The following is a 12,626-nucleotide window of genomic DNA, read 5'->3' as shown; positions in this document are numbered from 1 at the left end:
TTGGACATTTTATGGTTTATTCCTACTCATGGGGACGGACGTTATCTCGGCACAGACACGGGAGGCAGAGCCGCAGATCACACCTATTTTCAGCAGGTAGCGCAAGCGGCTGACCGGCTTGGGTATACAGGGGTTCTTTTGCCGACGGGAAGATCGTGCGAAGATCCGTGGATTACCGCCGCCGCTCTGGCGTCAGTCACGAAAAATCTGAAGTTTTTAGTCGCTGTAAGACCCGGTTTGATGCAGCCGTCGGTTGCGGCGCGGATGGCTTCCACATTCGACCGGCTTGCAGAGGGCAGACTCCTCATCAATGTGGTCGCCGGCGGTGATCCGTATGAATTAGCCGGCGACGGCCTGTTTATCAGCCATGATGAACGGTATGAAGCGACAAATGAGTTTCTCGACATATGGCGGTCGCTTTTAAAAGGCGAGACTGTCAGCTATTCGGGGAAACACTTGAAGACCGAAAACGGCCGCTTACTCTTTCCGCCCGCCCAACACCCTCATCCGCCGATCTATTTTGGGGGCTCGTCAAAGGCCGGGCAGGAGACTGCCGCCAAACACGCGGATGTCTATTTAACATGGGGAGAGCCGCCCCATCTCGTTAAAGAAAAAATCCAATCTGTCAAAAGACAGGCTGAAAAAGAAGGGAGGAACGTCCGTTTTGGAATTAGACTGCACGTAATCGTCAGAGAAACGGAACAAGAGGCGTGGCAGGCGGCAAATAGACTGATCAGCCACTTGGATGATGAAACGATTGCCGCAGCCCAAAACGCGATGAAACGGACGGATTCATCAGGGCAAAAGAGGATGGTTCAGCTTCATCAGGGAAACAGAACCAATCTTGAGATCAGCCCGAATCTTTGGGCGGGCATCGGACTGGTCAGAGGCGGAGCGGGGACAGCGCTCGTCGGTGATCCGGAAACGGTGGCCTGCCGGATAAAAGAATATGCTGATCTCGGCATCGAATCCTTTATCTTCTCAGGTTATCCTCATCTTGAAGAAGCGTATCATTTTGCCGAAAAGGTCTTTCCGCTCCTTCCGTTTCGCCCGAAACTTCAAAGAAAAGCGTCTGGCGAAGTCATCGGAAATGACCATTTTCCGACGAGGCAAAAGGAAAAAACGATTTAAATAAAAAAACTCCAGACATTCTGGAGTTTTTTATCTGTTTTTATAAAATGAAAACATATACGAAAGATGCTGAATAATGATCAGCACAAAGATGACGATGATCGGGAAATACGGGATCCTGGCTTGGAAAAACGGGTAAAAGATCAATAGAAGCGCTGCGACTGGCATCGCCACATACAGCACGATATAAGATGTTCTGCATGCTTTTGCAGTAATCATCTGTTCTCTTTCATCCTGTTCTTTAAATTCGTCAGGAACGAGCATAAAGCGCTGCTTGCGTGAACCGCTTTTTTTCTCCAAGTATGTGTAAATCGAAAGCGCGAGCCCAAAGAGAAGGATGGGAATCAGGTTAAAAACAAAATGGAGCTCTGAAGCGTTTGTTTTCAAGCTTTTGGCGATTTGTTCCGATGTGTGAAAAAAGGTTATAAACGTCCAGCATGCGAGTCCGAACAGAAGGATGTGAAAGAAAGTCCGTGTGATCATATTCATTCGTGTTTGCCTCCCTCTAACCAAAATACGTCTTCCATTTTTAATTGAAATTCATCGCAAATTTTCAAAGCCAAAAGAAGCGACGGGATGTAATTGCCTTTTTCAATGGCCGCAACTGTCTGCCTTGTAACTCCGATCGCGTTTGCAAGGGCTTCCTGTGAATACCCGTACCTTGCTCTCAATTCTCTAACCCTGTTGTTCATCCTACCACCTGCAATTCTTCGTTTATATAGTATATTTGACATATTGTTAAATGGGTTTGACATAATGTTAACTTGATTTTACAATGTAATCAACATCTTTTGATCTAGGATCGGCAGGTTATTAACTGTAACATTTAAATTTATACATAAAATTAACAGAAATGGAATAGAGAAAATAGAATTATCTCACTTTTTGAAAAAAGGGACTTTGAGGGTATTTTGGGGTTCGGATTTCAGGAGAAGGAGGGTCTTATTAGCTGGTTCTTTTTCCTTAACATCCTTGAAAGACACGAGATTTATAAAAAGAAAAAATGAGAGAGAAAGAAGGAGGAGAAATAAGACAAAAAGATTATAAAGACATCATAAAGTGGAAACGGGGCTTTCATCTTCTCTTCCAAGCCGAAAAGCGTGGGCCATTAGATTGAAAAACCGCGAGATCCTTAAATAAATAGTTGGAACGTAGTGTTTATGAAATAGGAAATTTCATAGATTTCAGTATGATTTTGGATATGTTACTCTTTGGTTACTTGATAGAAAGGAGGGGGAAAAATGACATACGCAGCACCTCAGGTTGACTATTCTGTCAATCCGTCGATCGAAGATCAGGCTTGGTTCTTGGTGTTTGTTGCAGTGCTTTTGGCACTTGGCGCAACTGTTGTTCTTGGCGCCGCTGTATGGTGTGTAGTTAACGGAAACGGCAGCTTCACAGGATCCGTCCAATGGGTCAGCGGTTTGAAAGTCAACATTGAATGTAGGAAATAGCCATACTTAAAGTATCTGTTCACAACAAGAGACATATTTGATGAGGCTTAACCGTCTGTGGGGGGCGGTTAAGTCTTCCTGACATTAATCATACCCTGGAGGCATTATGTTTATTATAGATAACCTATCTAAAACATATAAAAACAATGTGACTGCCGTTAGCGGGTTTCATATAAAGATTGAAAAAAACCAGATTGTCGCGATAGCGGGTCCGAACGGTTCAGGAAAGACGTCGATTATTAATTCCATTTTAGGAATCATTACGCCTAGTGAAGGAACCATTCTTTTGGATGACCTGCAGAACACGACGGCGGAATTCAAGCAAAAGCTGGCGTATGTTCCCGATGAACTGCTTTTGCCGGATGCCCTTTCAGCTGCCGAATATTTGGATTTTGTTTCTTCTATGTATAATTGTACATCAAATGAAAAGCGGAGACAATTAATTGAGCTTTTCGATATGAAAGAGGCTTTGCAGGAGCCGATTGAAACGTACTCACACGGAATGAAAAAAAAGACGCAGCTGATCGCTGCTTTTATGCTGGAGAGCGAATTTGTCATCATGGATGAGCCGTTTCGCGGGCTTGATATTGAAGCGGTCATCAATACGAAAAAGCTGATGAAGCGCTATGCGGCCACACAAGGATCGATACTGCTTGCGACTCATGACATGCTTTCTGCGGAAGAATTGTGCGATAAGATTGCGATTATTTCCAAAGGCGTCAAGATGGATGAAGGAAAAGTCAAAGAATTAAAGGTTAAATACAGCTGTAATTCGCTTGAAGAAGTGTTCTTGAAAGCTTCGATGCTGAGTGATAGGGGTGCGCATTTTGATCAAATCATTCGAAATTTCTAAAATGATGCTGAAAATGTGGCAGAAGGAAATGGGCAAGCTCTTAAATACCGGCACCAAAAAAATGATCGCCGCCCTTTTTTTAATTTTGGCGATTGCGATGGGGAGCATCATTGGCTACAGCTTTACGGGGATGTTTTTAAGCGCTTTTCTGAATGGAGAAATTCGCTCACTCGGGTTGTTCGTGATTTCAATGTTCATGAACGTCTCGATTTTTACGTTTGTTTTCTTCATTTTATTTAAAGTAAGGACGCCTGAACAGAACAGCTTCTCCATGCAGCTGAGCTGGTTCCCGCTGACGGCTTTCGAGAGGAGTCTCGGATATTTTATTCCGTTTGCCGGCGCGGTTTCATTCCTTGTCCTGTTTATCATGTCTATTCTGCTGATTCCGAATTTTGTCGCCAGCGGTGTAGGCTTTTGGTTTGCTTTTACGTTTTTTGCCCTGCTTTTTGTGCAGATCATTTTTTTCTTTTCGCTTCTCAACCTTGTTTATAACCTGGTGTATATGGTGATCTTGAAATTCGGTTTTCCGCTGCAAAAATTTTTTTCAATGTTTGTTCTTGTCGTATTAGCTGTTATTTACGGATTCACCTCTTTTGATCTGGGGAAGATTCAGAACGCTTATTCAACCTTTGATTATAATCTGACATATTTTGCAGCGCCGCTGTTTCTCGTGCTGAACGGTCAGCCGGCAGGCGCCGGAATTATACTGGTGGTGCTGATCTTGGCAGCCGCAGTAACTGCTTCGTTTATGTCGCTGAATGTTGTGCCGATCCTCACTGAAAAAAAATCATCCAAACTGTTTTCATTTATTAAAATCCCGTCGTCAAAACCGCTGTCTTTGGCGGTGAAAGAAATAAAATCACAGGCCAGAAATGAAGAAAATATTTTAAACTTCATTTTTTTACTTTTGGCTCTATGCTTTTTAAAATACAAATTTCAGTTCGGATTTACCGGGGAGAGCTATTTGGTGCTTGGAGGCGTGACGGGCATCATCGCCTTCAATTCATATGGGAATGATCTGCGGATGATGCAGGTGTACAAGGCGATGCACTTGAAAATAACAACGGTTTTGTGGTCAAAGTATCTCGGGCTGTGTGTGCTTGGCCTCATTCAACTCTGCTTGTTTTCCGTGTTGACGTGGACTTTTCCTGAGAGCTTTGCGGTCTTTGTAAAGACGATTGCCGTGCTATTAAACGCAATTGCGATGTTCTATTTAGCGGGCATTATTTTTCCGCTTGACCGCAACAACCCTTATATGGGGATCTTCTCTTTCGGAATGCTCCTCATCTTTATGATTCCGCTGTTTTTCATCGTGAATTATGCGGTCGATAAAGTCACGGGCGAAGCGCTGCTGTTTCTCATACCGTGTCTCGAATTACTGCTGATCCTGCTGTTATACGGAGGGTTTAAATGGAGGTACCATTATGATCATTAGGATGTTGAAAGCGCTGGTCGGAATCAAAAAAATTCCCTATTTTCCAGAGCATGTGAAGCTGGATCGGAAGCATATTTCAGATCGCGATCTCGATGCGGATTTTCCCATCAATCCGACAGCCTATCAAATGCTGAAAGAAGTCGACGGAAAAAAAGACGAACTGGAGATAGCCGGGGATCTGGCCGGCGTCTTTCGCGTCAGTGAAGAGGTGTTGCTAAAGGATTTGCACCAATTGCTGACAGGGCTCAACCGCAACTATTTAATCAATTGGAAGTACGGTGAACGCCCGTCTTTCCTCGGTTTTCTCTATCAGTTTTTCGGCCAGTACCATATTCGCTACAAGGAAAGGTTTTCAAGCGATTCTGATTCATTTCTGTTTTTGTACATGAAATTTCTTCATGTGATTTCTAAGAAAATTATTGTTTTCTGGCTCGTCTTTTTGATGCTGTCGCTTTCGGCTTACATTTTCGTTCCGGACGGTTCAATCATCAGCATTGCCGCTTATTTTTCCGTCATCTATTTCGGGTTGATCACCGGCACAGCACTTCATGAAGTGGTGCACGGCATCGCGCACCGGAAATTTGTCGGAAAAAACGGGCCTCAAGGGTTTTTAGCGGCTGATATGATGTCCGTCAAATTTATCAGGCCTGTCATATCGCCGTATGATAAAAAGTCGATTTGGATTACGGCGTTGGGGCCGCTTATACCAGGGGCGCTCGGAATAGCCGGCGTGCTGTTTACGATCTTTTTTCTTCAGGAAAACGCGGTCTCGGTCGGCATGCTTCTGTTCTTTTCCACTTATGCTCTGCATATGATGTATCTGCTTCCGTTTATGGGTGACGGAAAGTCGATTATGAAACAGCTGATGATCAGAGGAATTGGAGGTAAATCATCATGAATACAAACTCTTTAAAGCAGGGACTAATCTTTGCCAGTTTCTCAAGCTTTCTCGCATTTCCGATGCTTGCGGCTGCGCTTTTGTTTTATCATCTTTTTTCAAATCAAACGAGCAACGATATCCTGTTTAACAGTTTGTCGTTTGTCATGGAGAGCGAATCGGCTTTTTCATTCCAGGTGAAGCCCAACTTTTTCTTCATTATGATCGGGCTGTTTATCGGCATTTTTATTATAACGGCCGCGATTTCATCAATTTATCAGAAAAAAAAGGGTGAATCTTAAAAGAGCTTGCTACTTGAGGCAGGCTTTTTTTATTTGCATCGGAAGACGGGTTGTGATAAATTTAAATCGTAATCATTACGCTTTATTGAGAAGGAGGATACTCAGAGTGGCCAAGAAATCAAAAATTGCTAAAGAAAAAAAGCGCCAAAAGCTTGTTGAACAATATGCGGAACTCAGAAAAGAACTAAAAGAAAAAGGCGATTACAGAGCTTTGAGCAAGCTTCCGCGCGACTCGGCGCCATCAAGGCTGCATAACCGCTGCGAAGTGACCGGAAGGCCGAGAGGATATATGAGAAAGTTTAAAATGTCGCGGATCGCGTTCAGAGAGTTAGCATATAAAGGCCAGGTACCAGGTGTGAAGAAATCCAGCTGGTAATCTGTCAATGTCCGGAAAAAAGCTGCCGATGTTCATATCGGCGGCTTTTTTTCGACAAATTTTTAATATACCCTTGACGAAATTTTAATAAACGTGTAACATAATAAAAGTCAAAACGATGATGTTGTTTTTAGAGATCATATGCGGGTGTAGTTTAGTGGTAAAACCTCAGCCTTCCAAGCTGATGTCGTGGGTTCGATTCCCATCACCCGCTCCATACATACTGTTTATAACGCAGTGTTTCGTTTCTCAGATTAAACGAAGCATTGCGTTTTTTCATGTATGAAATCATCGTAAAAAACCTGCTCTCTTTAAGAACAGGTTTTTAAGGAAAGACGGTTGAGATATGTTCGCCGCCGTGAATTTGTTCGAACATTTTTGTTAAAGACTCGAGCAGGCGGCGGGATTCTTCTATAGATAATGAGGGCCTGAAAAAGACGAGCTGCAAGGCATCTTTTGTATCCGTTCCTGCATGATGAAGGCTGAGGTTTCCGGTGATCGTGCCGAATGCTCCAGCATCATCGGAGAACGTGATGATCTCGCCGGGACTGCCGGGTTCGATTTTGATCGGACCGTTTAATTTCCGGGCATCATATATATGAACCGGTATCAAATATTTGAGGGAGAAAAAACGGCTCAAATCAATCGCTGAATTTTCCGGCTCAACAAAGCGTTGTTCTTTGATATCTTTCAGCATCCGTTCGAGTCCGCTTTCCCGTCCTGAATAAGACGGGTTCAGCTCACGGAAGGCATCATGCCATTCTTTAACGGCCGATTCATCTTCGGGACTGCGATCGGCATAGTCAAAAAACAGCGATTCCTGAAAAAGGCGGAGCCGGCCTTTGAGCATTTGCGGGGAGCCGGTGATCTCAATATCTTGATATAACACAGCGCCAACCTTAAATGAAGGAATGCGGTTTAAAATAGCAGGCGCGATTTGCAAACGAAGTTCCAATTTAAATTCATCTCCCGTGTCATGGTACACTCTATTATACAGAGAGCGAAAACGAAAACAAAGAAAGGAGGCTCTGCACGATGGATGTGAAAAAACTGAAACAGGATGTCATCGAATTCGCACAGGAAATCGGCATCGATAAAATCCGGTTCGCCAGTGCAGATACTTTTGAAACATTAAAAGAACGATTGATTGAGAACCGGACCCTCGGCTATGAATCAGGCTTTGAAGAACCCGATCTTGAAAAGCGGACGAACCCGGATCTGCTTTTGCCGAAGGCGAAATCGATCATCGCCATCGCCCTTGCTTACCCTTCAAAAATGAAAGATGCGCCGAGAAGCAAGAAAGGCGAACGGAGGGGCATCTTTTGCAGAGCTTCCTGGGGAAAGGATTATCATCATGTCCTGAGGGAAAAGCTTGATCAGCTGGAAGAATTTTTGAAAGCGCAGCGCAGCGATGTCAGAACGAAATCGATGGTTGACACCGGTGAGCTGTCGGACAGAGCTGTCGCAGAGCGCGCGGGCATCGGCTGGAGCGGAAAGAACTGCATGATCATTACGCCTGAATTCGGGTCTTACGTTTACTTGGCGGAAATGATTACGAATATTCCGTTCGAGCCTGATGAGAGAATCGAAGATCAATGCGGCTCATGCAATAAATGTATTGAGGCATGCCCGACCGGTGCGCTCGTCAACCCCGGGCAGCTCAACTCCCAGCGCTGCATCGCTTTTCAGACGCAGACAAAAGGTTTTCTGCCCGACGAGTTCCGTACGAAAATCGGGAACAGGATCTACGGCTGTGATACGTGCCAGATGGTATGCCCGAAAAATAAAGGGGTCGATTTTCATCTGCATCCTGAAATGGAGCCGGACCCTGAGATTGCCAAGCCGCTTTTAAAACCGCTTCTGACGATGTCGAATCGCGAATTTAAAGAAAAGTTCGGCCACGTGGCCGGCTCATGGAGAGGCAAAAAGCCGATTCAGAGAAATGCGATTATCGCACTTGCCCATTTTAAAGAAACGGACGCTCTCCCTGAACTGATTGAGCTGATGCACAAAGATCCGCGGCCGGTCATCAGGGGAACCGCCGCATGGGCGGTCGGAAAGATCGGCGGAGCAGATGTGATGGGTGAATTGGAGCGCGCGCTCGCGCACGAGCAGGATGAAGAAGCAAAAGTTGAAATCCAAAAAGGCATCGGCCTTTTAAAAGAAACGAGTGCGACTAATTGAGGGCTGTCCTGACATATGTTTAATGATGAGAAATGAATTAACAAACATATGGTGGTGTAGCCCTTGAAACAGATCATCGAGCAGCTCCTGAAAGCCAGACTTCATTACTTAATCAACGGCAATGATGAAACAAACTGGCAGGATGCCGGGGGTTTTGAAGTCATTGAACGGAAGCGGAGGCTTTTTCAAAACCGCGGCGTGCAGATCGTGAAGGCCAATATGAAAGCAGCTGTAAAAGAGCACTGGCTTGATGAAGACGGCGCGTCGCATGTGAACTATCAAACCCATACCGCATACTTGTGCAAAGACGGGGATGATATGTATATGGAAGAACATATTGAAGACAGAAGCGCCATTTTGTATGATCAGATGGTCATCAAAGACTCCAAGGCCCCGCGTCCGGCCGCACAGTCTTATCCTGACCCTGAAAGCGGCGATGATGAGATGCGCGAATTGCTGGGAAGGGCGTTCCGCTATGACCGGCTGGCCGCGGTGCGCTATGCAGAAACGTATTGGAATAAACGAAATCCCGCTTACAAAAACTTTGAAGACAATTGCACAAACTTTATTTCCCAGTGCATAAGGGCGGGAGATGCGCCGATGCGCGGCTATCCGAACAGAGGAAAAGGCTGGTGGATGCAAAACCATTCCTGGAGTTACAGCTGGACTGTCGCTCATTCGCTCAGAACCTTTTTGAAGCAGTCAAAAGCCGGCCTCCGAGCGGTTCAAAAGCGGGCCGCGAAAGAGCTGATCGAAGGCGATGTCATCTGCTATGATTTTAACGGAGACGGAAGATTTGACCACGTGGCTCTTGTGACGGCAAAGGATAAAAGCAATATGCCGCTGGTGAACGCGCAAACGCACGACTGCCGGATGAGGTACTGGTCTTACGAGGATTCGCCTGCTTATACTTCATCGATTCGATATGCGTTTTTTCATATATCAGATGATACGACAAAATCGTAATGAGTGGTATAATAAACAGCGGATCAGAAAAACAGAGGTGAATACTTTGGCATTGCATGTCGTACTATATCAACCAGAAATTCCTGCAAACACAGGAAATATCGCACGGACTTGTGCAGCAACAGATACAACGCTTCATTTAATCAGACCGCTCGGCTTTTCAACCGACGATAAAATGCTCAAGCGGGCAGGTCTTGATTATTGGGAATTCGTCAATGTCGTCTACCACGACTCATTGGACGAATTGTTTAATGCCCATCCTGACGGCCGTTTTTTCTTCATTACAAAATTCGGTCAAAAACCGCACACTTCATTTGATTATTCAGATCAAAACGAAGATCACTTCTTTGTCTTCGGAAGAGAGACGAACGGCTTGCCGAAAGAGCTGATCGAACAAAACATGGATTGCTGTCTGCGCCTGCCGATGACAGAGCATGTCAGATCACTGAACTTATCAAATACTGCAGCAATCCTCGTGTACGAGGCGCTTCGCCAGCAGAATTACAGAGATTTGACTTAAGCTTTATCAGGAAAAGAGCCCTTTTTAACAGAGGGTTCTTTTTTTTACTTTCTAATGTAACAGTGTTATGTTACAATGTGTGTAAAGGAGCTGAAACAGATGGTTCAGGATGATTTAATTTCAAAAAAAGAGCTGCTGGATTTGACTTCGATCTCATACGGGCAGCTCTATAGATGGAAACGGAAAAATTTAATACCGGAAGAGTGGTTTATCCGGAAATCGACGTTCACCGGACAAGAAACGTTTTTTCCGAAGGAAGATATTTTAAAAAGAATCGAAACCATTCAAAGCATGAAAGAAAATCTTTCCCTTGATGAAATGGCGGAAATGTTCTCGCCCGGTCTGACCGAACTAAACGCGAGCCGCGGGGAACTGCTTGAAAAAGGCATCGTTTCACAAGCGGTCATGACGTTTTTTGAAGAATGCACCGGAAAGCGCGATGATCCATTTCATCTGACAGAAGCGCTTGCGGCTTATGTGCTGGAAGGCCTGCTCCAATCCGGCGACATCAGCCTGGATGAAGGAAAAATGGTGCTGGATGTCATCATGTCGCACGAGGCGGAGAACAAAGGGAGGCTGATTGTGCTTCGGAAGCTCGGCATTGCAACATGTCTGATCACCGAGGGCAGCATCGTGTTGGAAAAAGGAGTCAAGGTCGCCGCTGACATCAATCTGGCAGCGAGCAGCGAAGAATTGAAAACAAAATTCATGTAAATGGAGGATCAAAAGATGGAGAATTTATTGATAAACGGATTTGGCAGTTCAGGCGGAGGCACGTATCAAACGGTTGAATTAAACGGCAAAGGAACGATTAACGGCGATATTGACTGCGAAAGGTTCAGCTGCAGCGGCACCGGGACTGTAAACGGAGACGTGAAAGCGGATGAGTTGAGAATCAGCGGCCACGCCAAACTAAACGGCGCAATCGCAGCTTCCAAGGTCAGAATCGACGGTTCTGCAAAGGTGGATGGCGATGTTGAAGCAGAACAGCTTAAAGTCTTAGGCTATGCCGGCATTAGCGGACATGTGAAAGGCGACGAAGCAATCGTTCGCGGAAAAACGTCAATCGGCAAAGACTGCGAAGTGGAACATTTTACTGCGGAAGGCTATTTTACAATCGACGGGCTTTTAAACGCGGAACAAATTGAGATTAAGGTTCACGGCGGTGAAAGTAAAGTGAAAGAAATCGGGTGCCGGCGGATCGTCTGCACTGCACATCAATCGAAGCTGTTCTCGTTTTTAACGCCGCTTATTTCTCCTCCGAGACTGTCTGCCGAGCTGATTGAAGGGGATCAAATTGAACTCGCCAATACGGCCGCGAAAGTTGTCCGGGGCAATTCGGTTATCATCGGCGAAAATTGCGACATCGGCCTGATTGAGTATAAGGAAGATATCCGGGTGGCGGAAACGGCAAAAGTCGGAGAGAAGAGGAAAATATAGCGGAGGGATAGGACATGAAGAAACACGACTTGAAAATACACGGCTCCGGAAATGCCGGAGGCGGATCATTCCATCATGTTCTCATCAGAGGTGAAGGAACGATCACAGGAAACATTGAATGTGAAAAATTCAGTACACACGGCACAAGCGAATTGTCAGGCGATGCGACAATCAAAAGCTTTAGTGTACACGGGGAAACAGAGATCCGGGGGAGGCTGAAAGCTGACAAAGCCAGAGTGTACGGGACGGCGGATGTTTCTGAGGACGCCGACATCAGCGATGCAGCCGTAAAAGGCATTATCAATATCGGGGGTAATATGGCGGCTGAAACGTGCGATGTCAAAGGCGCACTGAACGTAAGAGGCGATTGTGAGGCAGAGGATTTTACACTGACGGGCAGCTTGGACGTAAAGGGTCTGCTGAACGCCGGCGCGATTGACATCGGCTTAAAGTTCGGAAACAGTTCGATTGGCGATATCGGCGGCACGCATATTAAGATTGGCAAAAAACGCGGGCTCTTGTTTAATAGAAACGGAGGTTTTCTCTCAGCAGGGACAATCGAAGGAGATGATATTTACCTGGAAAACACGGAGGCCCGCATGGTCAGGGGAAACCGCGTGCATATAGGGCCCGGATGCAAGATTGAGAAAGTTGAATACAAAAGCAGCTGCCGGGTATCTCCTAAGTCTGAAGTGAATGAAGATCAACAGGAATGAAACAGTGTTATGTTACGAAAAAAGGATGGCTTCAAAAGTGAGCCATCCTTTTTCCTTTGAATTTTATTTGCCGGGTTTGCTTTCGTATCCGGCAGTAAAAATGGATACGAGGAACGCGAGGATGACCCCCATCATGATCAACGTTCTCATTAAAATCCCTCCTCATCCTTATTCCCTTGTTGTCATCTGCACCGATGCCATCAGCCGTACCGCAGGAGCACTTGCGGACGGAACTTTTCTGCTCTTATTATGAATGGTTTGCTCCATCCTTGTCAATTCGAGGAAAGTACATTTCATTTTTTATATGAAAAGCATCTAAAGGGACATCTCCGCATAGATTGAATGTAACAGTGATTCACTTGGCACCTTGCA

Annotated in this window: 17 protein-coding genes and 1 tRNA gene; 15 read left to right on the top strand and 3 right to left on the bottom strand. The window is 45.3% G+C overall.

Features of this window, described 5'->3' with window-relative positions; translation table 11 throughout:
- Window positions 1-1,131 (top strand): FMNH2-dependent alkanesulfonate monooxygenase, encoded by a 1,131-nt coding sequence (gene ssuD, locus M1E06_RS16780; protein ID WP_020450658.1) that lies wholly within the window; start codon window positions 1-3, stop codon window positions 1,129-1,131.
- Between the two features lie 30 nt (window positions 1,132-1,161).
- Here the strand turns inward: ssuD and M1E06_RS16775 are convergent, their stop codons facing one another.
- Together M1E06_RS16775 and M1E06_RS16770 are read right to left on the bottom strand one after the other, a co-directional pair.
- Window positions 1,162-1,620 (bottom strand): hypothetical protein, encoded by a 459-nt coding sequence (locus M1E06_RS16775; RefSeq protein WP_025811868.1) that lies wholly within the window; start codon window positions 1,618-1,620, stop codon window positions 1,162-1,164.
- Entirely contained in the window at window positions 1,617-1,823 is a 207-nt protein-coding gene (locus tag M1E06_RS16770) for a helix-turn-helix transcriptional regulator (RefSeq protein WP_035339153.1), read from the bottom strand. Before M1E06_RS16770 ends, M1E06_RS16775 begins: the two co-directional genes overlap by 4 nt.
- A 549-nt stretch (window positions 1,824-2,372) precedes the next feature.
- On the opposite strand from M1E06_RS16770, the gene M1E06_RS16765 reads away from it, so the two are divergent.
- The 7 genes from M1E06_RS16765 (at window position 2,373) to M1E06_RS16735 (ending at window position 6,645) form a co-directional block, all read left to right on the top strand.
- A complete protein-coding gene (locus tag M1E06_RS16765; protein ID WP_020450662.1) occupies window positions 2,373-2,585 on the top strand; it encodes a hypothetical protein in 213 nt (70 codons plus the stop codon).
- 106 nt (window positions 2,586-2,691) lie between these two features.
- Window positions 2,692-3,438, top strand: coding sequence for an ABC transporter ATP-binding protein (locus tag M1E06_RS16760; protein ID WP_020450663.1), 747 nt, complete (start codon window positions 2,692-2,694; stop codon window positions 3,436-3,438).
- Window positions 3,404-4,873: a hypothetical protein gene (locus tag M1E06_RS16755; protein ID WP_080736660.1), complete on the top strand. Its 1,470-nt coding sequence runs from the start codon at window positions 3,404-3,406 to the stop codon at window positions 4,871-4,873. The genes M1E06_RS16760 and M1E06_RS16755 overlap by 35 nt, the downstream gene beginning before the upstream one ends.
- Complete coding sequence (locus M1E06_RS16750) at window positions 4,863-5,771, top strand: PqqD family protein (RefSeq protein WP_020450665.1); 909 nt, start codon at window positions 4,863-4,865, stop codon at window positions 5,769-5,771. Before M1E06_RS16755 ends, M1E06_RS16750 begins: the two co-directional genes overlap by 11 nt.
- On the top strand, window positions 5,768-6,052 hold the full coding sequence (locus tag M1E06_RS16745) for a hypothetical protein (RefSeq protein ID WP_011197680.1): 285 nt from the start codon (window positions 5,768-5,770) through the stop codon (window positions 6,050-6,052). Before M1E06_RS16750 ends, M1E06_RS16745 begins: the two co-directional genes overlap by 4 nt.
- Before the next feature lie 106 nt (window positions 6,053-6,158).
- Window positions 6,159-6,428: a 30S ribosomal protein S14 gene (rpsN, locus tag M1E06_RS16740; RefSeq protein ID WP_023856470.1), complete on the top strand. Its 270-nt coding sequence runs from the start codon at window positions 6,159-6,161 to the stop codon at window positions 6,426-6,428.
- Window positions 6,429-6,571: 143 nt separating this feature from the next.
- A tRNA-Gly gene (locus M1E06_RS16735) sits at window positions 6,572-6,645 on the top strand.
- 108 nt (window positions 6,646-6,753) lie between these two features.
- Here the strand turns inward: M1E06_RS16735 and M1E06_RS16730 are convergent.
- Window positions 6,754-7,383, bottom strand: coding sequence for a hypothetical protein (locus tag M1E06_RS16730; RefSeq protein WP_023856471.1), 630 nt, complete (start codon window positions 7,381-7,383; stop codon window positions 6,754-6,756).
- 80 nt (window positions 7,384-7,463) lie between these two features.
- Here M1E06_RS16730 and queG point away from each other — a divergent pair, with 80 nt between their 5' ends.
- The 7 genes from queG to M1E06_RS16695 all read left to right on the top strand — a co-directional run bounded on the left by queG (window position 7,464) and on the right by M1E06_RS16695 (window position 12,507).
- On the top strand, window positions 7,464-8,612 hold the full coding sequence (queG, locus tag M1E06_RS16725) for a tRNA epoxyqueuosine(34) reductase QueG (RefSeq protein ID WP_026580012.1): 1,149 nt from the start codon (window positions 7,464-7,466) through the stop codon (window positions 8,610-8,612).
- A 63-nt stretch (window positions 8,613-8,675) separates the two neighbouring features.
- Window positions 8,676-9,578: an amidase domain-containing protein gene (locus M1E06_RS16720; RefSeq protein ID WP_023856472.1), complete on the top strand. Its 903-nt coding sequence runs from the start codon at window positions 8,676-8,678 to the stop codon at window positions 9,576-9,578.
- A 37-nt stretch (window positions 9,579-9,615) separates the two neighbouring features.
- Window positions 9,616-10,098, top strand: coding sequence for a tRNA (uridine(34)/cytosine(34)/5-carboxymethylaminomethyluridine(34)-2'-O)-methyltransferase TrmL (gene trmL / locus M1E06_RS16715; protein WP_095323679.1), 483 nt, complete (start codon window positions 9,616-9,618; stop codon window positions 10,096-10,098).
- 99 nt (window positions 10,099-10,197) lie between these two features.
- Window positions 10,198-10,812: a YhbD family protein gene (locus tag M1E06_RS16710; RefSeq protein ID WP_025811862.1), complete on the top strand. Its 615-nt coding sequence runs from the start codon at window positions 10,198-10,200 to the stop codon at window positions 10,810-10,812.
- Between the two features lie 15 nt (window positions 10,813-10,827).
- Complete coding sequence (locus M1E06_RS16705) at window positions 10,828-11,538, top strand: polymer-forming cytoskeletal protein (RefSeq protein WP_035339146.1); 711 nt, start codon at window positions 10,828-10,830, stop codon at window positions 11,536-11,538.
- A 14-nt stretch (window positions 11,539-11,552) separates the two neighbouring features.
- Entirely contained in the window at window positions 11,553-12,254 is a 702-nt protein-coding gene (locus M1E06_RS16700) for a hypothetical protein (protein ID WP_035339144.1), read from the top strand.
- 37 nt (window positions 12,255-12,291) lie between these two features.
- The gene (locus M1E06_RS16695; RefSeq protein WP_125897635.1) at window positions 12,292-12,507 is read left to right on the top strand and encodes a hypothetical protein; all 216 of its coding nucleotides are present in this window, start codon (window positions 12,292-12,294) and stop codon (window positions 12,505-12,507) included.
- Window positions 12,508-12,626: the final 119 nt, after the last annotated feature.

It is taken from the genome of Bacillus sp. AK124, from assembly GCF_053903085.1.
This window is presented reverse-complemented; position numbering and strand designations above follow the sequence as displayed.